Raw genomic sequence first — 23,653 nt, 5'->3', positions numbered from 1 at the left:
GTCCGATTGTATGTGGACGCGGCGTCCGGTTATATTGAAGTGGACGGCATGTCCACTTATTGAGGAGAGACCATGCTGCTGCATCTGGACGCGAGCGCGCGCCGGGCGTCGTCGTTCTCGCGCAGACTGTCCGCCGTGTACGCCGACACGTGGCGGGCGGCGCATCCCGATCGCCCGTACGCCTACCGGGACCTGGCCACGCAGCCGGTGCCGCACATCGGCGAGGCGTGGACGGAGCTCTGCGACCACATCCTCGAACACGAGATCACCGACATTTCGCGATATCGGGAGGCGGTACGGACGCCCGCCCAGCGGCAGGCGTGGGCCGTCGTGGAGCCGCTGCTCGACGAGGTGGTGGCGGCCGAGGTGATCCTGATCGGCACGCCCATGTACAACTACTCGATCCCCTCCTCGCTCAAGGCCTGGCTCGACCAGATCACGTTCCCGAAGATGTCGCTCGAAGGCCGCTCGTTCGTGGTGACGAGCGCGCGGGGCGGCGCGTACGGGCCGGGCACCCCCCGCGAGCCCTACGACCACCAGGAGCGCTACCTGCGCGACTTCTTCAAGGGGCACTTCAGGGTCGAGGACGTGACGTTCATCCACGCGGAGCTGGTCAACGCGCGGCTCGACCCGGCCCTGGCGCACCTGCGCGACGACCACGAGCGGTCCCTGGCCGCGGCGCTCAAGGAGGCGGCCCGATGAACTGGCTCATTCTGCTCCTCGCCGGACTCGTCGAAGTGGCGTGGTCGCAGAGCATCAAGCCGACGCACAACTTCACCCGGCCGGTGCCCACGCTCGTGTGCCTCGTCCTGATGGCCGCCGCCGTCTGGCTGCTGTCCCAGGCGATGAACACGCTGCCGGTCGGCACCGCGTACGCCGTCTTCACGGGCATCGGCGCGGTCGGCGCGATCACCCTGGGCATCGCGCTCAACGACGACCCCGTCTCCGTCGGCAGGATGGCGGCGCTCGCCCTGATTGTCGGAGGGATAGTCTTGGCGCGAGTTACCACCTAAACCAGGGGAAGGGCGGCAAATGGGGGAAATCAGGCAGTCCTATCTGGTGGCCGCGACCTCGGCGGTCTCGCTGCTGCGCGATCCCGCCGTGGCGGCGGCCTGGGACAAGCCGAGCGCGCTGACCGAGTTCAGCGTCGCGGGGCTGGCGGGGCACCTGGCGCACCAGCTCGTCCGCGTCCGTGACGTGCTCGCGTCGGACGGGGTGGCCGGCGAGCCGGTCGGGCTCCTGGAGCACTATTCGAGGTCGCCGTGGGTGCAGGCGGGGCTCGACCACGAGAGCAACGTGAGCATCAGGCGCGGCGGCCAGGCCGCCGCGGCGGACGGGCCCGAGGCGCTGGCGGACCGGACCCAGGCGCTGCTGGACCTGCTGGCCGCCGCCCTGGCCGCCGAACCCGCCGACCGGGTCGTGGGCCTGCCGTGGGCGGGGTGGTCGCTGCTGCTCGACGACTTCCTGCTCACTCGGCTCGTGGAGCTGGTGGTGCACTCGGACGACCTGGCGGCGAGCGTGGGGCTGGACACGCCGGAGCTGCCGTCCTCGATCATCGATCCCGTGGTCGAACTCCTGGCCCGGCTGGCCGTCCACCGGCACGGGGCCACGGCGGTCATCCGCACCCTCAGCCGCACCGAACGCGCCCCCGCCACCATCAGCGCCTTCTGACCCCGGCCGTCGCCTGCCCGGTCCCCTTCGCGGGGGCGACTCGCGGACGTGACGTCCTCGCCGTAGCACCCACACACGCACCGCACCCAGCACCACCACACGGCAGCATCGCCGCATCCGGACGCGCGGCGCTGGCGCTGAGGGCGCGGTGCGGGCGAGCGGCATGGTCGGCGTCGCATGACCCGCCCCCTCCTCACGCGACACCGCACGCCGCCCCCGCATGCCGCACCGGACGCCGCCCAGCGCCCCTCCTAACGCCGCACCCCGCACGCCGGGCGAGCACCCCGGCGGGACGTGGTGCGGGCGGTGTGTGGCGGTGAGCGGTCCGGCGCAAGGGGGCGGGTGGTGTCAGGAGGTGAGTGAGCGGAGGGCGGTGACGACCTCGCGGCCCGACAGGGCGCTGGCCGGGTCCAGGAGCCACTGCGACAGGAAGCCCGTCAGCAGCGCCTGGTAGAGCGACCCCGCCAGCCGCTCCCGCTCCGGATCGCCCCCCAGCTCCACCCCCTCGAACAGCTCGGCCAGCCCCAGCCGCGCCTCCCCCGTGGCCCGCACCAGCTGCTCGCGCACCTCCGGCAGGTGGTCGATCTGCCCCAGCAGCTCGAACTGCGTCAGCCACAGCGGCCGCAGGCGGGTGAACGACTCCACCACCCGGTCCCAGGCCGCCTCGAACCGCTCCAGCGGCGTGGCGTCCGGTTTGACGTCGGCCGTCAGGGTCGCCGCCAGGTCGTCCCCCCACTCCCGCATCGCCTCGAAGAGCGCCTCGTTCATCAGCGCCTCCTTCGACTTGAAGTGGTAACCGATGCCCGCCAGGCTCACCCCGGACGCGTTGGCGATGTCGCGCGCCGTCGTACGCGAATAGCCCTTCTCGATCAGGCACCGCTTGGCCCCGGCCAGCAGATCTTCCCTGTTTCCCATGCCCGGAGCCTAGCACAAACGTCTGGAAAACTCGTCCTAGACAAGCGTCTGAGACATGTGTACCGTCAGGGCCATGACGAAGAGCATCCTCATCTCAGGCGCAAGCATCGCCGGCACCGCGGCCGCGTACTGGCTCAGGCGCCACGGCTTCGACGTGACCGTGGTCGAGCGGGCCCCCGCGATCCGCGAGGGCGGCTACAAGGTGGACATCCGGGGCGCGGCCCTCCGGGTCGTCGAGCGCATGGGCCTCATGGAGGCGGTCCGCGCGGCGAGCACGGACATGCGGATCGCCACCCATTACGACGCCAACGGCAGGAAGGTCGCGACCATGGACGCCGACCTGTTCGGCGGGCGCACGGGCGGCGACGCCGAGATCATGCGCGGCGACCTCAACGAGCTCCTGTACGACCTCACCCGCCACGACGTCGAGTACGTCTTCGGCGACTCCGTCACCGGCATCGCGGAGGACGGCACGGTGACGTTCGAGCGCTCCGCGCCCCGCAGGTTCGACCTGGTCGTCGGGGCCGACGGCGCGCACTCCAACACCAGGAGGATCGCCTTCGGCGAGGAGTCCCAGTACGCCCGCGACCTCGGCTACTACATCTCCATCTGCACCGTCCCCAACACCCTGGGCCTGGACCGCGAGGAGGCCGTGCACCTGGCCCCGGGCCGGACCGCGAACGTCTACAGCACCCGCCAGGACACCCGCGCCAAGGCGCTGTTCATGTGGTCGTCCGAGCCGCTGGCCTACGACCACCGCGACACCGAGGGCCAGAAGGACCTGCTGGTCAAGGCCATGGCGGGGGTCGGCTGGGAGGTGCCCGCGCTGCTGGAGTCCGTACGCGACGCCAAGGACTTCTACTTCGACTCGGTCACCCAGATCCACATGGACCGCTGGTCCAAGGGGCGCGTCGTGCTGGTGGGCGACGCGGCGTACTGCGCCTCGCCGGCCTCCGGGCAGGGCACGAGCCTGGCGCTCGTGGGCGCGTACGTGCTGGCCGGCGAGCTGGCCGGCGGCGGCGGGACGGAGGGCTACGAGCGCGAGATGCGCGAGTTCGTCGAAGCCAACCAGGCACTCGGGCCGGCCAACGTCAAGGGCATGGTGCTCGGCTCCCCCGTGGCCATCTGGTTCCAGACCAGGATGGTCAGGCTGCTCCCGCACCTGCCGGGCCGCGACCGGATGATCGACAGGATCGCCGGCCCCATCCACCGCGCCGCGAACGCCATCTCGCTCAAAAACTACTCGGAATAAAGCGTTCCGTTCTGCTATACTGAGAGCAGAACATTCCGTTCCGAAAAAAAGGGGTTCGCCATGACCATCCTCGTCACCGGAGCCACCGGGACCGTCGGCCGACTCGTCGTGGAGGAGCTCCTCGCGGCCGGGCAGCACGTACGCGCCCTGACCAGGAACCCCGCCAAGGCCGCACTCCCCGAGGGCGTCGAGGTCGTCGCCGGCGACTTCGCCCGGCCCGAGACGCTGACGGACGCCTTCGAGGGCGTCACCGCCGCGCACCTCATCAACTTCGCGGGCGACGACTACGCGCCCCTGCCGGACGGCGCCGCGATCGTGGAGCTGGCCGTCAAGGCGGGCGTGCGGCGGGTCACCGTGCTGGGCGGCCGCGAGGACGGCCCGCTGGAGCAGGCGCTGGCCGCGGCCGACCTGGAGTGGACGCTGCTGCACCCGGTCGAGTTCATGTCCAACACGCTGCGCTGGTGGGCGCAGACGGTGAAGACGGAAGGCGTCATCAAGGAGCCGTTCGGCGACCGGCTGAGCGCCCTCGTGCACGAGCGCGACATCGCCGCCGTGGCCGCGACGGTGCTGGTCGAGGGCGGCCACGGCGGCAGGACGTACGTGCTGACGGGCCCCGAGGCGATCACCCTCAGGCAGAAGGTCGAGATCCTGGGCACGTCGATCGGCAGCCACGTCGAGTACGTGGAGCTGACCGTGGACGAGGCGCGGGCCAAGTGGGCCGCCGACGGCATGGGCGAGCAGACCATCGAGTTCCTCGTCCAGGCCCTGGGCAACACCCCGGAGGTCGGCTATACGGTGGTCCCGACCGTGCGCGAGATCACCGGCCGGGACGCGCGCAGCTTCGCTCAGTGGGCCTCGGAGAACGCCGACGCGTTCCGCGTCTGATCGGTGACCTCGGGATAGTCCTCGACCGGCGTCCGCTTACCGAGCAGGTGCAGGTCGAGGAAGCTGACCAGGTGAGCGCGGGTGATCCGCAGCGCCCGCGCGCCGTCCAGCTCCTGCGCGGGCAGGCCGAGCGCCGGCCTGAGCACGGCGTAGTCGACGAAGGCCGAGTGGTCGGTCCCCGCCACCGTGATCCAGCGCTTCCAGCCCTTCAGGTTGACCCAGGCCCTGTCCCAGGAGCCGTAGCCGGGGGCGTGCCCCGGCGCCCCGACCAGCATGAACGGCCGGTCGAGCGGCTCGTCCAGCGCGAACGTGCCGTCCAGGTTGACGCCGGCCTTGATCCGGGTGTCGGCCAGCATGGTCTGGGCGGTGGCGTACCCGCCCATGGAGTGGCCGGCCATGGCGATCCTCGACCGGTCGATCACCTTGCCCCACCGGCCCCTGACCAGCTCGCCGAGCACGAACCGCACGTCCTTGACCCGGCTCGCGGCCACCTTGACGTTGTCCTGGCCCTTCACGCAGGCCAGGCAGGTGGTGGTCCGGCCGTCGGGGAAGGTGGTCGCGACCGACTCGTACGTGTGCTCCACCGCCGCCACCAGGTATCCCCTGGACGCCAGCTCCTCGGCCAGCGAGGTCAGGGTGGCGCGCGGGAAGGAGAAGCCCGGCGACATGACGACCAGGGGCAGCCTGCCCCCGCTCACGGGCGCGCCGAGCCTGGCGTACGTCCTGGTCTTCGTGAGCGCGTCCGGGGAGACGTCCGGGAAGCCCTTCACGATGGCGGCCGACTCCTGGGGTGTCACGTACGGCGCGGGCCGCCCCACGGCCTTCCTGGCCGGGTACCAGAGCGAGACCATCAGCTCCCGCCGGGACGCCTCGGGGTTCCAGGGGTCGGGGCGGCTGGAATCCACCAGGTGCAGGCTGGTCGTGCCGACGGGCCGCGGCCCGGTCGGCTTCGGAAGGGCGAGGTCGGCCGCCTGCGCCGGAGCGGCTCCGGCGAGGACGGCCAGGGACGTCACGACTGTGGCAAGGGTTTTACGCATGGGCCCAGGCTGGTGCCGCAGGCCGCCGCCCGGGACGCCCCGATCGTCGATCGGCTCTTACTACTTTGGTTGTAATGTCCCTTTCCGGGTGGCCCATACGCTGTGAGGCATGCGGTTCGTGCTGCTCGGCGCAGGGGTGTTCGCGGCCTCGCTGCTCGTGGTGAAGGGGCAGCTCGGGGTGCCGTCGAGCCTGCCGCTCCCGGTGCTCGTCGCGGTCGCCGCGGTCGCGGGCCTGGCCGCCTGGCAGGCGCGGCGGTCCTGGTGGCCGCTGGCCGCGGTGGGCGCCGCCGGCTACGTGTGGCTGGTGATGTGGCCGCCGCTGCTGGTGGCCTCCTACTACGCGGGCCTGGCCCTGAGCGGGCGGCGCCTGGCCGCCTACCTCGGCGGCTGCCTGGCCGTGTGCGGAATCGCCGCGCTCGCGGGCGCGCAGCGAAGCGGCCCGTACGAGCTGATGACCGCCACCACGGGCAACGCCCTGATCCTGGCGCTGGCCGTGATCGGGCTGCCGCTGGCGCTGGGCCTCCTCGTCCGCACCCGCCGGGAAGCGGCCGTGGAGCGCGCGGAGCGCCGCGAGCACGAGCAGGTCATGCGGGCCGAGCAGGCCAGGGCGCAGGAGCGGGCCAGGATCGCCAGAGAGATGCACGACGTGGTCGCGCACCGGGTCTCGCTCATGGTGCTGCACGCGGGGGCGCTGGAGATGCGGGCGCCGGACGGGGAGACGGAGCGGGCCGCCGCCCTGATCGGCGGGATCGGGCGGGAGGCGCTGGCGAACCTGCGCGACGTGCTGGGAGTCCTGCGAACACCCGGGCGGGAGAGCGCGGTCCAGCCGCCGCCCACCCTGGGGGATCTCGACCGGCTGCTCGACCAGTCCCGCGCCCTGGGCATCGCGGTGACCAGGCACGACGAGGGCGAGGCGCGGCCGGTCGAACCGACCGTGGAGCGGACCGCGTACCGGGTGGTCCAGGAGGCGCTCACCAACGTGCACAAGCACGCGGGCGACGCCGCCACGGACGTGCTCATCCGCTACGGGCCCGGGGAGCTGGAGGTGGAGGTGCGCAACCAGGCGCCGGGGTCGCCGCCCGGGGAGCTGCCCGGCGCGGGCTGGGGCCTGGTGGGGCTGCGGGAACGGGTGGAGCTGCTCGGCGGCACCCTGCGTACCAGCGCCCAGGACGGCGGCGGCTTCCTCGTGAGCGCCAGGATCCCGGCATGATCAGGGTGCTCGTCGTGGACGACGAGGCGCTCGTCCGTTCGGGGCTGCGGCTGATCCTGGAGGCGGCGGGCGACATCGCGATCGCCGGCGAGGCCCGCGACGGCGCCGAGGCCGTCTCCGCCGTGCGGCGGCTGCGGCCCGAGGTCGTGCTGATGGACGTCCGCATGCCGGGCATGGACGGCCTGACCGCCGCCGCGCGGCTCCTGTCCGAGCCGGACGCGCCCAAGCTGATCATGCTGACCACGTTCGACCTGGACGAGTACGTGCACGAGGCGCTGCGCCTGGGCGCGGTCGGGTTCCTGCTCAAGGACACCCCGCCGCGAGAGCTGGCCGCCGCCGTCCGCACGGTCGCCGGCGGCCAGGCCATGCTCTCGCCCTCGGTCACCAGGCGCCTGATCGCCTCGTACGCCAACCGAGCCCCCTCCCGCGCCGAGGTGGCGCGCCAGCAGCTCGACCGGCTCACCGGGCGGGAGGAGGACGTGATCAGGGCCGTCGCCCGCGGCCTGTCCAACGCCGAGATCGGCCGCGAGCTGCACCTGACGGAGGCGACGGTGAAGGCGCACGTCAGCCGCATGCTGGCCAAGCTGGGCCTGGCCAACCGCGTCCAGGCCGCCATCCTGGTCCACGACGCCGACCTGGGCTAACCTCAGACGGCGTCCGCGTAGTAGCAGGCCGCCTGGGCCCCGGGCACGGCCGGCAGGATGTCCAGCAGCTCCGAGCGGCACCTGGCGTCCACCCCCGCCTCGGCCGCCTTCCCGGAGGCCAGCACCTGGCAGCGGGCGTGGAAGCGGCACCCGCCCGGGATCCGGGTCGGGTCCGGCGGCTCGCCGGTCAGCACCACCCGCTCGGGAGACTCCGGCAGCACCGACATCAGGGCCTGCGTGTACGGGTGCCGCGGCGCGGTCAGCACCTGCTCCACCGGCCCCGACTCGACGATCCGGCCCAGGTACATGACCGCCACCCGGTCGGCGATGTTCCAGGCCAGGCCCAGGTCGTGGGTGACGACCAGCGCCGACAGCCCCAGCTCGTCGCGCAGCCGCAGCATCAGGGCCAGGATCTCGCCGCGTACGGAGGCGTCCAGCGAGGCCACCGGCTCGTCGGCGATCAGCACCTTCGGGTTCAGCGCCAGCGCCCCGGCGATCACCACGCGCTGCCGCTGCCCGCCGGACAGCTCGTGCGGGTAGCGCAGGAAGAACCGGTCCGGCGGTCGCAGCCCCGCCCTGGACAGGGCCTCGGCCACGATCTCGCGCTCGTCCGGCAGCCCGTGGATGCGCGGCCCCTCGGCGACCGCCTCGTACACGGTGTGCCTGGGGTTGAGCGAGCCGGTCGGGTCCTGCAGGACGAGCTGCACCTGCCTGCGGTACTCCTTGAGCGCCCTGGAGCCGTAGTCCAGGGCGGCGCCGCCGTAGCGGACCTCGCCGGAGGTGGGGCGTTCGAGGCCGAGCAGCGTGCGCGCCAGCGTGGTCTTGCCGCAGCCCGACTCGCCGACCAGGGCCACGATCTCGCCCTCGCCGACGGCCAGGTTCACGCCGTCCACGGCCTTGGCGCGCCGGCCGCGCGAGGAGAACTCCACGTGCAGGTCGCGGGCCTCCAGCAGGCTCGGCCGGGCCGTCGAGACCGCCTCGGCGGTGGTCTGCGTCTCGGTCATGAGGCCCCCTCCTTCTCGCGTACGTGCACGCAAGCGGCGGTACGGCGCTCACCCGCGGGCCACAGCTCCACGTCCAGCGTGGCGCATTCGTCCAGCGCGACCGGGCAGCGCGGGTGGAACGAGCAGCCGCCCGGGAGCTGCATCGGGTCGGGCGGGTCGCCCCCGAGGCCCTTCGGCGCCAGCCGCGAGGCCGGGTCGCCCACCGTGGGGAACGCCGCCGCCAGCGCCCGGCTGTAGGGGTGCTTGGCGTCGTGGAACACCTCGGCGGACGGGCCGTACTCGACGACGCGGCCCGCGTACATGACCGCGAGCCGGCCGCACACGTCCGCCAGCACCGACAGGTCGTGCGAGATCATGATCAGCGAGATGTCGTGCTCGGCGACCAGCTCCTTGATCAGCGTCAGGACCTGGGCCTGCACCATCACGTCGAGCGCGGTGGTCGGCTCGTCGGCGATGATCAGCCGGGGCGAGCAGGCCAGCGCCATCGCGATCATCACGCGCTGCCGCTGCCCGCCGGACAGCTCGTGCGGGTAGCTGCGGGCCCGCCAGGAGGGCAGGCCGACCTGTTCGAGCAGCTCGGCCACGCGCTTGCGGGCGGCGTCCGGCTTGGCCAGGCCGTGGACGAGCAGCGGCTCGGCGATCTGGTCGCCGATCCTGCGCACCGGGTTGAGCCCGTGCTGCGCGCCCTGGAACACGATCGAGGCCTCGGCCCACCGTACGGCGCGCATGCGGCCCCACTTCATGGTGAGCACGTCCTCGCCGTCGAGCAGGATCCGGCCTTCGACGCGCGCGTCGCGGGGCAGGAGCCGCATCAGCGCCATGGCCAACGTCGATTTGCCGGATCCCGACTCGCCGGCGACTCCGAGTGCCGCTCCGGAGTCGAGTTTCAGCGACACACCGCGTACGGCGGGCACCTCGCCCGAGGCGATGCGGTACGTCACCGACACGTCGTCGAGTTCGAGCAAGCTCATGCCGCCCTCCTGAGCCGCGGGTTCAGCACGGCCTCCAGCGCCCGCCCGACGAGGGTGAACGCCATGACGACGGCCAGGATGGCGAGACCGGGGATGAGGATGTACCACCACGCGCCATGCGTGGCCGCGCCGTAGTCGTAGGAGGAACGCAGCATGGTCCCCCATGACGTCTTGTTCGCGCTGGCGCCCAGGAAGGCCAGCGTGGACTCGGTGACGATCGCGCTGGCCACCTCCAGCGTGGTGCTGGCCAGCAGCAGTGGCGCCACGTTGGGGAGGACGTGCCGGGTGGTGATGTGCCAGTGCCCGCCGCCGAGCGCCTTCGACCGCTCGATGTACGGCCTGGCCTCCACGGCGAGCGTCTGCGCCCTGATCAGGCGGGCGGTGGACGGCCAGGAGGTGACCGCGATCGCCATGATGACCGTGAACGTGGTGCCGCCCAGGATGGCCGCCAGCACCAGTGCGGTCACCAGCGAGGGCAGCACCAGGAACCAGTCCGTGACCCGCATGAGCGCGCCGCCGGCCCAGCCGCGGAAGTGCCCGGCGGCGATGCCGATGACCGTGCCGATCACGATGCTGAGCAGGGCGGCCAGGAAGCCGATGAGCAGCGACGTGCGCGAGCCCCACCAGACCATCAGCAGGATCGAGCGGCCGGACTCGTCGGTCCCGAAGGGGAAGTCCAGGCTCGGCGCGGCGAATTCGGGTCCGGGGGCGTCGACGACACTGGTCACGCCCTCGTCGATGAACAGCGGCGCGATCAGCGCGAGCACCACGGCGACGAGCAGGACCACCATCCCGGCGACGCCTGCTCTGTGGGTGCGGAAGTCGGCCCAGAACCGGCTCAGGACGAGCCGCCGGCGGGCCGCGGCGACGCTGGTCATGCCGACCTCACTCTCGGGTCGAGCATGTGGTAGACCACGTCGGCCAGCGTGTTCATGACGATCACGGACACGGTGATCAGCAGGAACGTCCCTTGCATGAGGGTGAAGTCAGGCACCTTGATCGCACGGTAGAACAGCTGACCCAGGCCGGGCCAGGTGTAGATCGTCTCCACGGTGACCGCGCCGCCGACCACGAAGCCGATGCGCATGAACACCAGCGTCACCGTGGGCAGCAGGGCGTTGGGCACCGCGTGGCGCCGCCGGACCTCGTCGTCCCGGAGCCCCTTGGCCCTGGCCACGGTCACGTAGTCCTGGCTGACCTCCTCCAGCAGCGACGAGCGCATGATCAGGAGGTACTGGGCGTAGACCACGCCCACCAGGGTCAGGCACGGCAGGACCATGTGCGAGGCCACGTCCAGCACGTACGCGAAGCCATCCGGCGCGTCCACGCTCTCGATGCCCCTGAAGGGGAAGAGGCCGGGGATGGGCCCGATGCCGACGCCGAGCACCATCATCAGCAGCAGTCCGAGCCAGAACGTGGGCACCGACCAGAGCACCAGCGAGACGCTGGTGGAGAAGCGGTCGAACCTGGTGCCCGGCCGCCATCCGGACCGCGTGCCCTGCCAGATCCCGAGGCTGACGGCGATGACCAGACCCGTGCCCGCCAGGAGCAGCGTCGGGCCGATGCGCTCGCCGATCAGGTCCAGAACCGGCCGCTTGTACTCGTAGGACGTGCCCAGGTCGAGCCTGAGCGTGTTGCCCACGAAGTCGAAGAACTGCTGGAGCACCGGCTTGTCCAGGCCGAGCCGGTGGCGTTCGAGGTTGAGCTGATCCGGCGTCATGTTGCGGCCCTGCGCCAGGTTGCGCACCGGGTCGCCGGGCAGCAGCCGGAACACGAAGAACGTCCCGACGATCACCATGGCGATGCTGAACAGCGCCCCACCGGCCTTGGACAGCGCGTACTGCAGCGTGCCGCGGCGGGTGGAGCGCTCGTCACCAGGGCCCGCCGCCTGGACGGCGGGCTCTGCTGCTTCGAGCGGAGTGGTCATTCGCGCTCGTCTGCGACGCTCTTACGCCGCCTGCTCAGGAAGAAGCCCGCCAGTCCGAGGACCACGACGCCGCCCACGATGCCGGCGATGAGGCCGGTGTTGGAGCCGCCGCCGCCGCTGCCGCCGCTCGCCGCTGCGGCCTTGACGTCCACGGTGTAGAACGGCCAGTAGCCGCTGCCGCCGTACAGGAGGCCCTTGTCCTCGGGGATCGGGGTGATGCTGGTGATCCGGTCCTTGCGGTAGCCCTCGAGGTCATTGTTGTAGTAGATCGCGATGACCGGGGCCTCGGTGTAGAGCCGCTCCTGCATCTTCTTGATGGTCTCGGCGCGCTTGGGCCGGTCGAGCTCCTGCAGCTGCTCCTTGTAGAGCTTCTCGAAGGTCTCGTCGCAGAAGAACGACTCGGTGCCGCCGCCCTCGCCGCCCGGGGCCGGCCTGCGGCTGCACAGGTGCGTGGCCAGGACCTCCTCGGGGTCGGGGTTGACCGACCAGCCGCTGATCGCGATGTCGAACAGGCCGGTGACGCCCGTCTCCTCGGTGAACTTGCTGGAGTCGAGCTTCTTGGTGGTCAGCGTGATGCCGATCTCCTTGAAGAAGCCCGTCAGGTATTCGGCGAGCTTGTCCTCGATCGGGGTGTCGGTGTGGATGCTGAAGCGGAACTCCAGCTTGCGCTTGCCGTCGGGCATCGTGCGGATGCCGTCGGAGCCCTTCTTGTAGCCGGCGTCGTCGAGGATCTTGTTGGCCTTGGCGGGGTCGTAGGTGACCTTCTCGTCGCCGGTGGCCTCCCAGAAGAAGTCCTTGTACATCGGCGGGATGATCGAGCCGTCGGCGGGCTTGGCCAGGCCGTTCTGGACCTCGGCGACCAGCTTCTGCTTGTCGATGGCGTAGTGCAGCGCCTGGCGGACCTTGACGTCCTTCAGCGCCGGGTGACCGTCACCGACGGGCTTGTTGTCGGTGGTGGTGGCGCCGTGGTTGATCTGCAGGTACGCCGCGCGGCGGCCCTGGGTGTTCCACGCCTCGATGTTCGGGTCGTTCTGGATGGCCTGGAACTCCGGCGGGTTCATCCGGCCGAGCAGGTCGATGTCGCCGTTCTTGAGGCCGGCGACGGCGGCCTGCGGGTTGTCGTAGAAGATGACCTGCAGCTCGTCGATCTTGGGCTTGCCCCGCCAGTAGTTGGGGTTGGCCTGCAGCTTGACGTACTGGTCCTTCTTGTGCTCGATCGCGATGTACGGGCCGCTGGTGACGGCCGGGTACTTCTCGGCGTCGTAGTTGGCCATGTCGGTGACCGACTCCCAGACATGCTTGGGCATGATCGGGATCGGGTTGTCCAGCATGGACGCCTGCGGCGACTTGAGCTTGATCGTCAGGTCCTGGCCGCTGGCGGTGACGCTCTCGAAGTTCTCGACCGCCGGGCCGTTGGCCGTCTTGGCGGCCTCGTCCGTCATGATCTTGTTGAACGTCCAGGCCGCGTCATCGGCCGTGACCGGCTTGCCGTCCGACCACTTGGTCGCACGGATCTTGAACGTCCACGTGAGCCCGTCGGGCGACGTGGTCCACGACTCGGCCAGGTCGGCGCTGGGCTGCAGCGTCTTGGAGTCGGGCACCGTGAGGAAGCCGTACATCCAGCGGTGGATCGACGTCGAGACCAGGCGGACCGCCAGGAACGGGTTCATCGAGTCCATCGACTGCGTGGCCCCGACGCGCAGTACCTTCTTCCCCGCCGCGGGCTCCTGGGCGTGGGCGGCTGTCGCGCCCTGACCCGCCACTAACAGCGCGACACCCAGCGCTGCCAGGCGCGCGATCCATTTGCTCATATGTGCCTCACCTTCAGGCGGGGGTTTTCCTGTGTAGAGAAAGGCACACCATAGGGAGTCCGCGTGTCAACGCGCTGCGGAAAATTGTTTCATTCTCGTTTCCTTTTGCGGTGTAAATTTTCAGTCCCCTTGGGGCTGCCGTGATGCGGCACCCCCAAGGGGACGATGAGGCATCCTACGGGGCGATCAGTGGCAGCCGCCGGAGCCGCAGCACGAACCCCCCGCCTGCGGCAGCAGCTCGATCGCCCCCGCCAGCTCGTAACCGGCCTCCACCACCGCCGCGTCGATCAGCGCGCGGTCGATCGGCGTCTCGCTCGTGACGGTCACGGCCTTGGCCGCCAGGTCCACCTGGACGCCGCTCACGCCCGCGACCTTGCCGACCTCCTCGGTCACGGCGCTCACGCAGTGGCCGCAGGTCATGCCCTCAACCTGGTACGTCGCGACGGTCATGCCTCGCTCCTTCACTCCTCGATCCTTGGCCGCCACTATACCCCCTAGGGGTAAAGGTGCATACTACGGCCGCGCCCGGAAAGGGGGAGGGGAAGCACTCAACCCAAGGGGAGGTCACATGTTGGACGGCAAGACCATCGCGTTCCTCGTCGCGCCCGAGGGAGTGGAGCAGGTGGAGCTCACGGAGCCGTGGAAGGCGGTCAAGCAGGCGGGCGGCACGCCCAAGCTTGTCTCCACCAAGCAGGGTCAGATCCAGGCGTTCAACCACCTGGACAAGGGCGACCGGTTCGCCGTGGACGCCACGGTGGAGGACGCCGACCCGGCTTCCTTCGACGGCCTCGTGCTCCCCGGAGGCGTCGCGAACCCCGACTTCCTGCGGATGGACCCGCAGGCCGTCCGGTTCGCCCGCGCCTTCTTCGACCTGGGCAAGCCCGTGGCCGCCATCTGCCACGCGCCCTGGACGCTGATCGAGGCGGACGTCGTGCGCGGCCGTACCATCACGTCCTGGCCGAGCCTGCAGACCGACCTGCGCAACGCGGGGGCGACGTGGGCGGACCAGGAGGTCGTGATCTGCACGTCAGGGCCCAACACCCTGGTCAGCAGCCGCAAGCCGGACGATCTCAAGGCCTTCTGCCAGGCCGCTACCGACGCGTTCGGGGAGTAGCCGCACCCTGGAGCAGGGTCTCGGCCAGGCCCCTGACCGCGGACTTGAGCCGCGCCACCCCGCCGTCCGCCATGACGTGCCGGGCCAGGTCGGCGTCGAAGGAGCCCAGCAGCGCGTGGGCGGCGAACTCCGCGTCCAGGCCGCCGTCGCCTTCCGGCCGGGCCTCGGCGACCAGGGCGGTCACGTGCGCGTGCCAGCGCAGATAGGTCGGATCGCGGTACTTGTCCTCGGCGCAGGCCCGCTCGTGCGCGGCGAAGAGCGCCAGGTTCCGCTCGGCCAGCTCGCACAGCTCGTCCAGGAAGCCCAGCAGCCGGTCCTCGGGCGGCGCGCCGGGGCCGAGCGCGGAGCCGGGCGTCTCGATGGCCAGCGCCAGCGCGGCGGCCCGCTCGGCGAGCAGCTCCTGGAACAGCCCGGTACGGCTGCCGAAGCGCCGGAACAGCGTGCCCTTGCCCACCCCCGCCGCCGCGGCCACCCGGTCGAGGGAGATGTGCTCGGCGCCGTGGGCGGCGAGCAGCTCCTCCGTCGCCCGCAGGATCGCCGCCCGATTACGGGTCGCGTCTGACCGCACCGGCCTTACCTCCTGTTGCAAACGGACCGTCGGTCCCCATACTATCCCTGCCATAGAAGCGGACCGACAGTCCGTATTGTGCTGCCAGGGAGGATGAGCATGCGCGCTTTGGTCGTGGGCCCGGGAGCCGAGGGACGCTTCGCGGAGGTGCCCGAACCGGCGCCGGGGCCCGGGCAGGCGCTCGTCGAGGTCCGTCACGCCTCCGTCAACTTCAGCGACCTGCGGCACATCGGCCGCCTGCCGGAGGGCACCGTGCTCGGCTACGACGCCGCCGGGGTCGTCCTGCGCGCCGCCGAGGACGGCACGGGGCCGCGCGAAGGGGCGCGGGTGGCGGCCTTCGGGGCGGGCGCGTGGGCCGAGCGGGCGGCGTTCGACACCGGCTCGATGGCGGTGGTGCCCGAGGGGGTGGACCTGGTACGGGCCGCCGCGCTGCCGATGGCCGGCCTCACGGCCCTGCGTTCGCTGCGGGCCGCCGGACCCGGGCCGGGGTCGCGCGTCCTGGTGACCGGGGCGTCGGGAGCCGTGGGACGGCTGGCCGTGCAGCTGGCCGGGCGCGCGGGCGCCCACGTCATCGCCTCCGTCAGCAGGCCGGAACGCGCGGCGCGGCTGGCGGCCGGCCTCGGCGCACCCGAACGCGCGGCGCGGCCGGCGGCCGGCCTCGCAGCGCCCGCCGACATCGTGGTGGGCCTGGACGGCGTCGAGCCGGTCGACGTCGCGATCGAGACGGTCGGCGGTCCGGCGCTCGTCGCGGCCTGGGCGCTGCTGAAGCCCGGCGGCAACCTGCAGAGCGTCGGCTGGGCCTGCGGGCAGCCCGCCGTCTTCCCCCCGAACTCGACCTTCTCCCTCGGCCCGGCCAGATCGCTCAACTCCTTCGGCGACGTGACGGCCCCCGCCGACGACCTCGCCCACCTGCTCGCCCTCGTGGCCGCCGGCGAGCTCTCCGTCGACATCGGCCTGAACAGCTCGTGGGAGGACCTGGAGGACGTGAAGGCCGCCCAGCTCGGCGGTTCCCTCACCGGGAAGATCGTCCTGACGGTTGGCCGAACCCTCTGACGGGCCCGAAACCCACCTGTAACGCCTTGTCCTCGTCAGAGAAATGGTCTAGATGTAGTCCAAATGGAGCGTCCTCCGCGCCCCCCAGGGAGACCTCAATGACCACTGAAGAGGATTCCAGGCGACTCGCCGAGCTCGGCTACAAGCAGGAGCTGGCCCGCACCTGGAGCGGTTTCTCCAACTTCGCCATCTCCTTCTCGATCATCTCCATCCTCGCCGGCTGCTTCACCACCTTCGGACAGGCCTGGAACTACGGCGGCCCGATCGCCATCTCCTGGGGCTGGCCGCTGATCTCCGCGTTCATCCTGATCATCGGTTTCTGCATGTCGGAGCTGGTGTCGGCGTACCCGACGGCGGGCGGCATCTACTGGTGGGCCGCCACGCTGGGCAAGCCGATCCACGGCTGGTTCACCGGCTGGCTCAACCTGATCGGCCTGATCGCGGTGACCGCGTCGGTCGACTACGGCTGCGCCACGTTCCTCAACACCACGATCAGGCTGCTCACCGACGGCGCGTGGGAAGGCACGCTGTCACAGGCGTTCCTGCTGTTCCTGATCATCCTCGTGGCCCACGCGCTGATCAACATCTACAGCCACAGGCTCATCTCGCTGCTGCAGAACGTCTCGGTCTGGTGGCACGTCGCGGGCGCCGCGATCGTGGTCGCGATCCTCATCTTCGCGCCCGACCACCACCAGTCGCTCGGCTTCGTCTTCGGCGGCACGAACAACAACTCCGGCTTCGGCGCCGGCTCCGACGGGCTGTCGTTCTGGTTCTACGTGCTGCCGCTCGGCTTCCTGCTGACCCAGTACACGATCACCGGCTTCGACGCCTGCGCGCACGTGTCGGAGGAGACCCAGGGGGCGGCCAGGACCGCCGCCCGCGGGCTGTGGCAGTCGATCTTCTACTCGGCGATCGGCGGCTGGATCCTGCTGCTGTCGTTCCTGTTCGCGGCCACGAACGTGGACGAGATCAACAAGCAGTCCGGCTTCGTGGGGGCGATCTTCGAGACCGCGCTCTCCGCCCCGCTGGCCACCGCGGTCTTCGCGATCTCCACGATCGGCCAGTTCTTCTGCGGGATGAGCTGCGTGACGTCGATGTCGCGCATGACGTACGCGTTCTCCCGCGACCGCGGCGTGCCCGGCTGGCGGCTGTGGTCGAAGGTCGACCGCAACCGCACCCCGGTCAACGCGATCATCGGCGGCTGCCTCGTGGCCGCCCTGATCACCTTGCCCGCCCTCTACGCGCCTCCCGGGCTGACCACGCCGGTCGCGTTCCTGGCCGTCGTGTCGATCGCGGTCGTCGGCCTCTACCTGGCCTTCCTCATCCCGATCTGGCTCCGGCTGCGCGCGGGCGACGCCTTCAGGCCGGGCCCGTGGACGCTCGGCCGCAAGTACAAGGTCCTGTGCTGGATCGCCTGCGTCGAGATCGTCGTCGTCTCGATCTACTTCCTCATGCCGATCTCGCCCGCCGGGGTGCCCGGCAACACGGCCTTCGACTGGACCTCGGTCAACTACGCCCCGATCGCGGTCGGGGTGGTGCTGGTCGGCATCGCCCTGTGGTGGGCGCTGTCGGCCCGGCACTGGTTCACCGGCCCCCGCCGCACGATCGACGAGGTCCCGATCTCCTGACCCGGCCCGCGGGTACGGCCACCACGGCCGTACCCGCTCGCTAGCAAACTGCTAGCATTCCCCTCATGGCAACGCTCTACATCCGCGACGTCCCCGAGCCCGTGGCCGAGTCGTTGAAGGAGCGGGCGGCCGAAGCGGGCATGTCTCTTTCGGCTTACGTCGCAAGGGAGTTGGCGGACATCGCCGCCAGGCCGACCAATGCCGAAATAGTCAAGCGACTCAAGTCTCGGGATCGATCCCAAGGGCCGTCCACCGCTGACATCCTCGACGCCGTCCACGAAGGCAGGCGATGATCATTATCGACTCGTCCGCGATGGTCGAGGCATTGGCGGGACGCCAGGCGAAGGCCGAGCTCATCGACGCCCTCCAGGCGAGCATCCACGCCCCTCACCTGCTCGATGTCGAGGTGCTCTCAACCCTGCGTGGCCTTGCGCTCGGCGGCAAGCTCAGCACGGCCGCGACCGAGCAAGCGCGAGCCGATTACCTCGCGCTGCGGATCGTCCGCTACGAGATCAAGGGCATCGCGGAGCGCATCTGGGAGCTGCGGCACAACTACACGTCGTACGACGCCTCATACCTCGCCCTGGCCGAAGCGCTCGAAGCCCCGCTCTACACCTGCGACGCCAAACTCGACGGTGGCGGGCACCATGCCGACGTGCAGGTCTTTCCACGCGGCTGAAAGCTCGCTCAGGAGGCCTCGAAGGCGGCGGCCACGACCGTGCGGACCTCGTCCATCGAGGCCGTGCCCAGCTCGCGCTTGAGCGAGGTCATGTCCACGTCGGGCATGCCGCAGGCGACCGCCCACTGCCACGGCTCCAGGTCGCCGTCCACGTTGAGCGCGAACCCGTGGCTCGTGACGCCCCGGCTCTGCCGCATCCCGATCGAGATGATCTTGCGACCGGTCTCGGCGGTCCAGACGCCGGTCAGCAGCTCCGAGCCCGGCGGCGTGTCGCGGCGCTCGGCGGGCAGGCCCAGCTTGCCCAGCGCCTCCACCAGCCGCAGCTCCACCTCGCGCACGTAGTCGACGATGCCCTGGTCCTCGCCGAGCTTGACGATCAGGTAGCCGACGAGCTGGCCCGGCCCGTGGTAGGTGAGCTGGCCGCCGCGTCCGGTCTCCATGACGGGGATGCCGCGCTCGGGGGCGGGCAGGTGGGACATCGGCGTGCGGCGCCCGATCGTGTAGACCGACGGGTGGCTGAGCAGCCACAGCGTGTCCGGCCGCTCGTCCCGCTGGCGCTGCCCGACGAGGTCGGTCATGCGCTCCATCGCGGCGTCGTAGTCGACGAGATCGTCCTGGATGAGTGTCAGCGGCCTTGCCCTCATCCTTCGAGGATAAGCCGCGTTCCGGGCATCGGCGCACGCGACCTTGCACCGGCCAGAAGGCGTGGTCTTGTAACCCTTTTCCGGACACCGTCGCGGATCTGGTCGCCGAGGTCTTCGTGGCGGTGCTGGACTCGGCCGCTGGACACCGACGACGTCGCGCGACTCGAGGAGCGGATCGACGCGGAGCGGCACGCCCGGCGGGCCTTCGAGGCCATGGCCGGCCTGCCCGAGGGGGAACGCGCCGTGCTGGAGCTGGTCGCCATCGACCAGCTCACGGTCACCGAAGCGGCGCTCGCCCTCGGCATCCGGCCGGGGACCGCCAAGGTACGCCTGCACCGCGGACGTCATCTCAAGGCCGGGACGACGTGCCGGGCGGGACAGAGGTGCAGGCCGTCCGCCCATCCGTGGCGGGCGGCCCGCCGACGCCTGTCGCGGACGTTACGCCGGACGGTAGCCCTGCGGCTTCTCCGGGACGAGGATCCACATGGCGACGTAGACGACCCACAGCGGCCCTGGGATGAGCGACAGCAGCAGCCACAGGATCCGGACGAGAGTGGGCGGCAGGCCCATCTTGTCGGCGAGACCGCCGCAGACGCCGGCCAGAATCCTGTGCTCTCGTGAGCGGTACATGATGTTTCCTCCGTGTGTGACGACCTACCTGTTCAACGGACAGCGCGGCCGACAGACTCCCGTCAGGAACCCTGAGAAAACCCTGTAAGGGTCAGCCAATCATGTGCCATGCCCAGATGTCGGCTGGTCAGTCCCCGTAGCGGGTCCACGTGGACGAGCAGGAAGTCGGCCAGACCCTGATGCACCCTGAGATACTCCTCGTCCTCCGCCCACACCTGGTCGTCGAACCAGACGAACGGCCGCCGGCCCACGTAGCGGGCCACGTGCGGCGTCTTGAACAGCTCCCCGTGCTCCGAGGCCCCGTCCGGGCTCACGGGGATGACGGGCAGCGAGGGCAGGCCGATCCTGGGAGCGATCCACTCGTTGGCGTGCTGCCCCCACGTCGTCGCCCAGACCAGCTCCGAGCCGGTCGCCAGGGCCAGGTCGAGGAGCCTGCGGCCGTGGCGCGGGTTGAGGTGCACGGTGTAGACCTGGTCGTCGATCGTGCACCGGTAGCGCCGGAAGTCGGGAGCGGGCCGGCCCATCGGGTTGAGCACGCCGTCCACGTCCAGCAGCAGCAGTGGTTTCATCCGGCCCGGTACTCCTGCGGGCTGACGCCGCGTACCCGCTTGAAGGCCGCGCTGAGCGCGAACGGGCTCCCGTACCCCACCTTCCTGGCCACCGAGCCGATCGTCGCGTCCGGCTCGCGCAATAGGTCGGCGGCCAGCGCCAGGCGCCAGTCCGTGAGGAAGGACATCGGCGGCTCGCCGACCAGCTCGGTGAAGCGCCTGGCCAGCGACGCCCTGGACACGCCCACCTCGGCGGCCAGCGCGGCGACCGTCCACGGGTGCGCCGGGTTGTTCTGCAGCAGGCGCATGGCCCGGCCCACCACCGGGTCGCCCATCGCGCGGTACCACGCGGGGGCCTCGTTCGCGTGAGTGGCGAACCACGAGCGCAGCACCGCGATGAGCAGCAGGTCGAGCAGCCGGTCGAGGACCGCCTCCTGGCCCGGCTCGTCCTTGACGATCTCGGCGCCGAGCAGCGAGATGATCGGGTCCCCCGGCTGGGTGAGCAGCTGCGGCAGCGCCTCCAGCAGCCGCCGGCTGACCTCGCCCTCCAGGTTGTACGTGCCGGTGAGCAGCACGGTGCCCCCCGACGGGTCGTTGCCCCACGTGCGCACGCCCATGGACATGGTGTCGTAGGGCGACCCGCCGCCGATCGTGCGGCACTCCTGGCCGGGGAGGATGACGACCTGCGGCTTGAGGCCGGGCTCCGAGGCCACCGTGTACGGCCGCGGCCCCCGGGCGATCGCGACCTCCCCCGGCGACAGGCGCACGGGCTCGCCCGAGTCGAACGCGATCCACGACTCCCCGCGCACCTGCGCGATCAGCGACAGCGGGGCCTCGTCCTGGATGCGCATCGACCAGGGCGGATGCAGGATCGAGCGGAGCAGGAAGGCGCCGCGGGCCCGCGGGCCGTCCAGTAGCGCCGCCAGCGGATCCATGGGTTAGACGATCGCATATGCCATTGCGCTTCTCAACCATGGAGAGTCTTACGGGTATGGCGGCTTACTGGATGCATGACGATTCTGGTTCTGGGCGGCACGGGCAAGACCGGCCGCCGTGTGGTTGACCGCCTCAACGCTCTCGGCCTGCCCGTGCGGATCGGGTCCCGCCCCCTCTTCGACTGGCAGGACCGCTCCACGTGGCCGGCGGCCCTCGACGGCGCGACGGCCGTCTACCTCGCCTACGTCCCCGATCTGGCCTTCCCCGGCGCGTACGAGGACGTCAAGGCGTTCACGGAGCTGGCCGTGAGCCGCGGCGTGCGGCGGCTGGTCCTGCTGTCCGGGCGGGGCGAGCCGGAGGCGGAGGCCAGCGAGCGGACCGTGCGGGAGTCCGGGGCCGAGTGGACGATCGTCCGCTGCAGCTGGTTCATGCAGAACTTCAGCGAGGGCTTCTTCTACGACCAGGTGCTCGAAGGCGTCATCGCGCTGCCGGTCGCCGACGTGCCCGAGCCGTTCGTGGACGTGAACGACATCGCGGACGTGGCCGCCGCCGCGCTCAGCCGGGACGGCCACGCGGGCAGGCTCTACGAGCTCACCGGGCCGCGGCTGCTGACGTTCACGCAGGCGGCCGAGGAGCTGTCCAGGGCCACCGGCAGGAAGATCTCGTTCGTACGGGTGACGCCGGAGGAGTACGTGGCCGGGGCCGTCAAGGACGGCGTGCCCGAGGAGGAGGCCGAGGGCCTGGCCGCGCTGTTCACCGGCATCCTGGACGGCCGCAACGCCTCCGTGGCGGACGGCGTGCGGCAGGCGCTCGGCCGCCCGGCCCGCGACTTCACCGACTACGCCGAGGCCGCCGCCGCGATGTGGCAGCGCCTGTGAGATCTCACGGGATCGCCTGAAGCCGTCCCTGGACTCTGTACGCCACGCGAGCAACTCATCGGCCCCCACATCCGCTAGCCTCACCCTCGTCACTCCCGCGTTCTCGGAAGGTTGTCGTCGTGATCGGCTGGCTAGAAGCGGTGGTTCTGGGGTTGGTCCAGGGGCTCACGGAGTTCCTGCCGATCTCCTCCAGCGCCCACATCCGGGTGGTCTCCGCCATCGCCGGCTGGCAGGACCCAGGGGCGGCGTTCACCGCCGTCATCCAGATCGGCACGGAGCTGGCCGTGCTGATCTATTTCCGCAAGGAGATCTGGGAGATCATCTCCACCTGGACCAGATCCCTGTTCAACAGGGATCTGCGCGGCCACTGGGCCGCGCGCATGGGGTGGTACATCATCGTCGGCTCGCTGCCGATCGTGGTGCTCGGCGTGACGTTCAAGGACCAGATCGAGACCGTCTTCCGCGACCTGCGCCTGGTGGGCACCACGCTGATCGTCTTCGCCCTCCTCCTCTGGTTCGCCGACCGCACCGCCCGCAACAAGCTCACGCTGGAGAAGCACCTCAGCTTCACCCACGCCATCGTGTACGGCTTCGCCCAGGCGCTCGCCCTGATCCCGGGCGTGTCCCGCTCGGGCGGCACCACGACCGCCGGCCTGCTGCTCGACTACCGCCGCGAGGACGCCGCCAAATACTCGTTCCTGCTGGCCATCCCCGCCGTGCTGGGCTCGGGCGTCTACGAGCTGCGCGAGATCGGCCAGGGCCCGGCCCCCGAGTGGGGGCCGACCATCCTCGCCACGGTCATCTCGTTCGTCGTCGGATACCTGGCCGTGGCCTGGTTCCTGCGGTACATCAGCACCCACCGCTTCACCGGCTTCGTGATCTACCGGATCGTCCTGGGCTTCTTCCTCATCCTCGCGGTCACCGCGGACTGGATCCCCGCCCTAGGCTGACACGAGGGCCGGAGCCGGATAGTACGCCGCCCACGCCTCGTCGCCCATGCGCAGGATCTTCAGCCCGGTCCAGCCCAGGGCGACGACGGGCAGGATCCAGAACACCACGGTCAGGGGCCCGTACGGGATGGGGAACGAGACGTCGTAGCCGACGAAGACGAGCAGCGGCACCCACCAGCCGACGAAGCCCGCCCGCCACACGGCCGCGGTCAGCAGCGGCAGGCCGAGGACGGCGAAGAAGATCCACGGCATCTGGAAGCCGATGATGACGCCGGGCAGGTTCAGCATCTCGTCGAGGATCCGCTGGGCCTCCTCCGGCGGGTGGTGCTGCCCCAGCCACCACTCCACGGGGTCCGTCATCAGCAGCGCGGACGTCGAGAGATAGCCGATCACCGTCATCCCCGCCGCCACGTGGCCGAGCCGCGTGGCCCTGCGCCGGGTGAGATGGGCCAGGCCGAGCGCGGCCACGGCCATGAGCATCCAGCTCCAGTGGTAGAGCGCGGACTCGATCTGGGCCAGCGCGGGGTTCGCGCCGTAGCTGACCGCCTCCCGGTCGTCGCCCCAGGTGCCGGGATCGACGACGACGGCGACGGCCTGGAGCAGCGGGGCCACGATGAGCAGTACGCCCGCCGCGATGCGCCGAAAGGTCACCTGGTCGTTCAACATGCCGACGACGGTAGGCGCCGCGCCCGCCGCCC

Annotated in this window: 28 protein-coding genes and 1 pseudogene; 15 read left to right on the top strand and 14 right to left on the bottom strand. The window is 70.8% G+C overall.

Annotation, left to right across the window (positions count from 1 at the left end):
* Positions 1–72: 72 nt before the first annotated feature.
* From HD596_RS17070 to HD596_RS17060, 3 genes are read left to right on the top strand one after another with little or no spacing between them, the layout of a single operon-like run.
* Positions 73–702 carry an FMN-dependent NADH-azoreductase gene (locus HD596_RS17070; RefSeq protein WP_185070228.1) on the top strand — a complete coding sequence of 210 codons (630 nt, stop codon included), beginning with the start codon at positions 73–75 and terminating at the stop codon, positions 700–702.
* Positions 699–1,013 carry a DMT family transporter gene (locus HD596_RS17065; RefSeq protein ID WP_185070227.1) on the top strand — a complete coding sequence of 105 codons (315 nt, stop codon included), beginning with the start codon at positions 699–701 and terminating at the stop codon, positions 1,011–1,013. Before HD596_RS17070 ends, HD596_RS17065 begins: the two co-directional genes overlap by 4 nt.
* 19 nt (positions 1,014–1,032) lie before the next feature.
* The gene (locus HD596_RS17060; RefSeq protein WP_185070225.1) at positions 1,033–1,671 is read left to right on the top strand and encodes a maleylpyruvate isomerase N-terminal domain-containing protein; all 639 of its coding nucleotides are present in this window, start codon (positions 1,033–1,035) and stop codon (positions 1,669–1,671) included.
* 348 nt (positions 1,672–2,019) lie between these two features.
* Here the strand turns inward: HD596_RS17060 and HD596_RS17055 are convergent, their stop codons facing one another.
* The gene (locus HD596_RS17055) at positions 2,020–2,586 is read right to left on the bottom strand and encodes a TetR/AcrR family transcriptional regulator (RefSeq protein WP_185070223.1); all 567 of its coding nucleotides are present in this window, start codon (positions 2,584–2,586) and stop codon (positions 2,020–2,022) included.
* 73 nt (positions 2,587–2,659) lie between these two features.
* On the opposite strand from HD596_RS17055, the gene HD596_RS17050 reads away from it, so the two are divergent.
* Positions 2,660–3,838: an FAD-dependent monooxygenase gene (locus tag HD596_RS17050; protein WP_185070221.1), complete on the top strand. Its 1,179-nt coding sequence runs from the start codon at positions 2,660–2,662 to the stop codon at positions 3,836–3,838.
* Between the two features lie 60 nt (positions 3,839–3,898).
* Positions 3,899–4,723, top strand: a complete 825-nt coding sequence (locus tag HD596_RS17045) for an NmrA family NAD(P)-binding protein (protein WP_185070219.1) — start codon at positions 3,899–3,901, stop codon at positions 4,721–4,723.
* Here the strand turns inward: HD596_RS17045 and HD596_RS17040 are convergent.
* A complete protein-coding gene (locus HD596_RS17040; protein WP_185070217.1) occupies positions 4,684–5,760 on the bottom strand; it encodes an alpha/beta hydrolase family protein in 1,077 nt (358 codons plus the stop codon). The two genes, HD596_RS17045 and HD596_RS17040, sit on opposite strands and share 40 nt — an antisense overlap.
* Positions 5,761–5,869: 109 nt before the next feature.
* On the opposite strand from HD596_RS17040, the gene HD596_RS17035 reads away from it, so the two are divergent.
* Positions 5,870–6,970 carry a sensor histidine kinase gene (locus HD596_RS17035; protein ID WP_185070215.1) on the top strand — a complete coding sequence of 367 codons (1,101 nt, stop codon included), beginning with the start codon at positions 5,870–5,872 and terminating at the stop codon, positions 6,968–6,970.
* Positions 6,967–7,614 carry a response regulator gene (locus HD596_RS17030; protein WP_185070213.1) on the top strand — a complete coding sequence of 216 codons (648 nt, stop codon included), beginning with the start codon at positions 6,967–6,969 and terminating at the stop codon, positions 7,612–7,614. Before HD596_RS17035 ends, HD596_RS17030 begins: the two co-directional genes overlap by 4 nt.
* A 2-nt stretch (positions 7,615–7,616) precedes the next feature.
* On the opposite strand, the gene HD596_RS17025 is transcribed toward HD596_RS17030, so the two are convergent.
* From HD596_RS17025 to HD596_RS17000, 6 genes are all read right to left on the bottom strand, one after another.
* Positions 7,617–8,618: an ABC transporter ATP-binding protein gene (locus HD596_RS17025; RefSeq protein WP_185070211.1), complete on the bottom strand. Its 1,002-nt coding sequence runs from the start codon at positions 8,616–8,618 to the stop codon at positions 7,617–7,619.
* Positions 8,615–9,589: an ABC transporter ATP-binding protein gene (locus tag HD596_RS17020; protein WP_185070209.1), complete on the bottom strand. Its 975-nt coding sequence runs from the start codon at positions 9,587–9,589 to the stop codon at positions 8,615–8,617. The genes HD596_RS17025 and HD596_RS17020 overlap by 4 nt, the downstream gene beginning before the upstream one ends.
* Positions 9,586–10,467: an ABC transporter permease gene (locus tag HD596_RS17015; protein ID WP_185070207.1), complete on the bottom strand. Its 882-nt coding sequence runs from the start codon at positions 10,465–10,467 to the stop codon at positions 9,586–9,588. The genes HD596_RS17020 and HD596_RS17015 overlap by 4 nt, the downstream gene beginning before the upstream one ends.
* Entirely contained in the window at positions 10,464–11,516 is a 1,053-nt protein-coding gene (locus tag HD596_RS17010; protein ID WP_185070205.1) for an ABC transporter permease, read from the bottom strand. The genes HD596_RS17015 and HD596_RS17010 overlap by 4 nt, the downstream gene beginning before the upstream one ends.
* A complete protein-coding gene (locus HD596_RS17005; RefSeq protein WP_185070203.1) occupies positions 11,513–13,327 on the bottom strand; it encodes an ABC transporter substrate-binding protein in 1,815 nt (604 codons plus the stop codon). The genes HD596_RS17010 and HD596_RS17005 overlap by 4 nt, the downstream gene beginning before the upstream one ends.
* Before the next feature lie 186 nt (positions 13,328–13,513).
* Entirely contained in the window at positions 13,514–13,777 is a 264-nt protein-coding gene (locus HD596_RS17000; RefSeq protein WP_185070201.1) for a heavy-metal-associated domain-containing protein, read from the bottom strand.
* Positions 13,778–13,895: 118 nt separating this feature from the next.
* On the opposite strand from HD596_RS17000, the gene HD596_RS16995 reads away from it, so the two are divergent.
* On the top strand, positions 13,896–14,441 hold the full coding sequence (locus HD596_RS16995) for a type 1 glutamine amidotransferase domain-containing protein (protein WP_185070199.1): 546 nt from the start codon (positions 13,896–13,898) through the stop codon (positions 14,439–14,441).
* Here the strand turns inward: HD596_RS16995 and HD596_RS16990 are convergent.
* Positions 14,419–15,009: a TetR/AcrR family transcriptional regulator gene (locus tag HD596_RS16990; RefSeq protein ID WP_313044338.1), complete on the bottom strand. Its 591-nt coding sequence runs from the start codon at positions 15,007–15,009 to the stop codon at positions 14,419–14,421. The genes HD596_RS16995 and HD596_RS16990 overlap by 23 nt on opposite strands.
* 99 nt (positions 15,010–15,108) lie before the next feature.
* Here HD596_RS16990 and HD596_RS16985 point away from each other — a divergent pair, with 99 nt between their 5' ends.
* From HD596_RS16985 to HD596_RS16970, 4 genes are all read left to right on the top strand, one after another.
* On the top strand, positions 15,109–16,062 hold the full coding sequence (locus tag HD596_RS16985; RefSeq protein WP_185070195.1) for a zinc-binding dehydrogenase: 954 nt from the start codon (positions 15,109–15,111) through the stop codon (positions 16,060–16,062).
* Positions 16,063–16,160: 98 nt separating this feature from the next.
* The gene (locus tag HD596_RS16980; RefSeq protein WP_185070193.1) at positions 16,161–17,690 is read left to right on the top strand and encodes an amino acid permease; all 1,530 of its coding nucleotides are present in this window, start codon (positions 16,161–16,163) and stop codon (positions 17,688–17,690) included.
* A 65-nt stretch (positions 17,691–17,755) separates the two neighbouring features.
* Positions 17,756–17,983 carry a FitA-like ribbon-helix-helix domain-containing protein gene (locus HD596_RS16975; protein ID WP_185070191.1) on the top strand — a complete coding sequence of 76 codons (228 nt, stop codon included), beginning with the start codon at positions 17,756–17,758 and terminating at the stop codon, positions 17,981–17,983.
* Positions 17,980–18,369 carry a type II toxin-antitoxin system VapC family toxin gene (locus HD596_RS16970; RefSeq protein ID WP_185070189.1) on the top strand — a complete coding sequence of 130 codons (390 nt, stop codon included), beginning with the start codon at positions 17,980–17,982 and terminating at the stop codon, positions 18,367–18,369. The genes HD596_RS16975 and HD596_RS16970 overlap by 4 nt, the downstream gene beginning before the upstream one ends.
* A gap of 8 nt (positions 18,370–18,377) precedes the next feature.
* On the opposite strand, the gene lipB is transcribed toward HD596_RS16970, so the two are convergent.
* A complete protein-coding gene (gene lipB, locus HD596_RS16965; RefSeq protein ID WP_185070187.1) occupies positions 18,378–19,013 on the bottom strand; it encodes a lipoyl(octanoyl) transferase LipB in 636 nt (211 codons plus the stop codon).
* Between the two features lie 213 nt (positions 19,014–19,226).
* On the opposite strand from lipB, the pseudogene HD596_RS63770 reads away from it, so the two are divergent.
* A pseudogene (locus HD596_RS63770) lies at positions 19,227–19,346 on the top strand (RNA polymerase sigma factor); the annotation flags it as partial.
* Positions 19,347–19,451: 105 nt separating this feature from the next.
* On the opposite strand, the gene HD596_RS16955 reads toward HD596_RS63770, so the two are convergent.
* The 3 genes from HD596_RS16955 to HD596_RS16945 form a co-directional block, all read right to left on the bottom strand.
* Positions 19,452–19,643: a PspC domain-containing protein gene (locus tag HD596_RS16955; RefSeq protein ID WP_185070185.1), complete on the bottom strand. Its 192-nt coding sequence runs from the start codon at positions 19,641–19,643 to the stop codon at positions 19,452–19,454.
* Between the two features lie 62 nt (positions 19,644–19,705).
* Positions 19,706–20,212: an HAD domain-containing protein gene (locus tag HD596_RS16950; RefSeq protein ID WP_185070183.1), complete on the bottom strand. Its 507-nt coding sequence runs from the start codon at positions 20,210–20,212 to the stop codon at positions 19,706–19,708.
* On the bottom strand, positions 20,209–21,126 hold the full coding sequence (locus HD596_RS16945; RefSeq protein ID WP_185070182.1) for an AraC family transcriptional regulator: 918 nt from the start codon (positions 21,124–21,126) through the stop codon (positions 20,209–20,211). Before HD596_RS16945 ends, HD596_RS16950 begins: the two co-directional genes overlap by 4 nt.
* A gap of 75 nt (positions 21,127–21,201) precedes the next feature.
* On the opposite strand from HD596_RS16945, the gene HD596_RS16940 reads away from it, so the two are divergent.
* Entirely contained in the window at positions 21,202–22,005 is an 804-nt protein-coding gene (locus HD596_RS16940; RefSeq protein ID WP_185070181.1) for an NmrA family NAD(P)-binding protein, read from the top strand.
* Positions 22,006–22,124: 119 nt separating this feature from the next.
* The gene (locus tag HD596_RS16935) at positions 22,125–22,955 is read left to right on the top strand and encodes an undecaprenyl-diphosphate phosphatase (protein WP_313044325.1); all 831 of its coding nucleotides are present in this window, start codon (positions 22,125–22,127) and stop codon (positions 22,953–22,955) included.
* Here the strand turns inward: HD596_RS16935 and HD596_RS16930 are convergent.
* Positions 22,947–23,621, bottom strand: coding sequence for a hypothetical protein (locus HD596_RS16930; protein ID WP_185070178.1), 675 nt, complete (start codon positions 23,619–23,621; stop codon positions 22,947–22,949). The genes HD596_RS16935 and HD596_RS16930 overlap by 9 nt on opposite strands.
* Positions 23,622–23,653: the final 32 nt, after the last annotated feature.

The sequence above is a fragment of the Nonomuraea jabiensis genome (assembly GCF_014204795.1).
GTDB classification, from domain to species: Bacteria; Actinomycetota; Actinomycetes; order Streptosporangiales; family Streptosporangiaceae; genus Nonomuraea; species Nonomuraea jabiensis.
The sequence above is the reverse complement of the archived record's forward strand: the minus strand, read 5'-3'. Positions and strand labels throughout refer to the sequence as shown.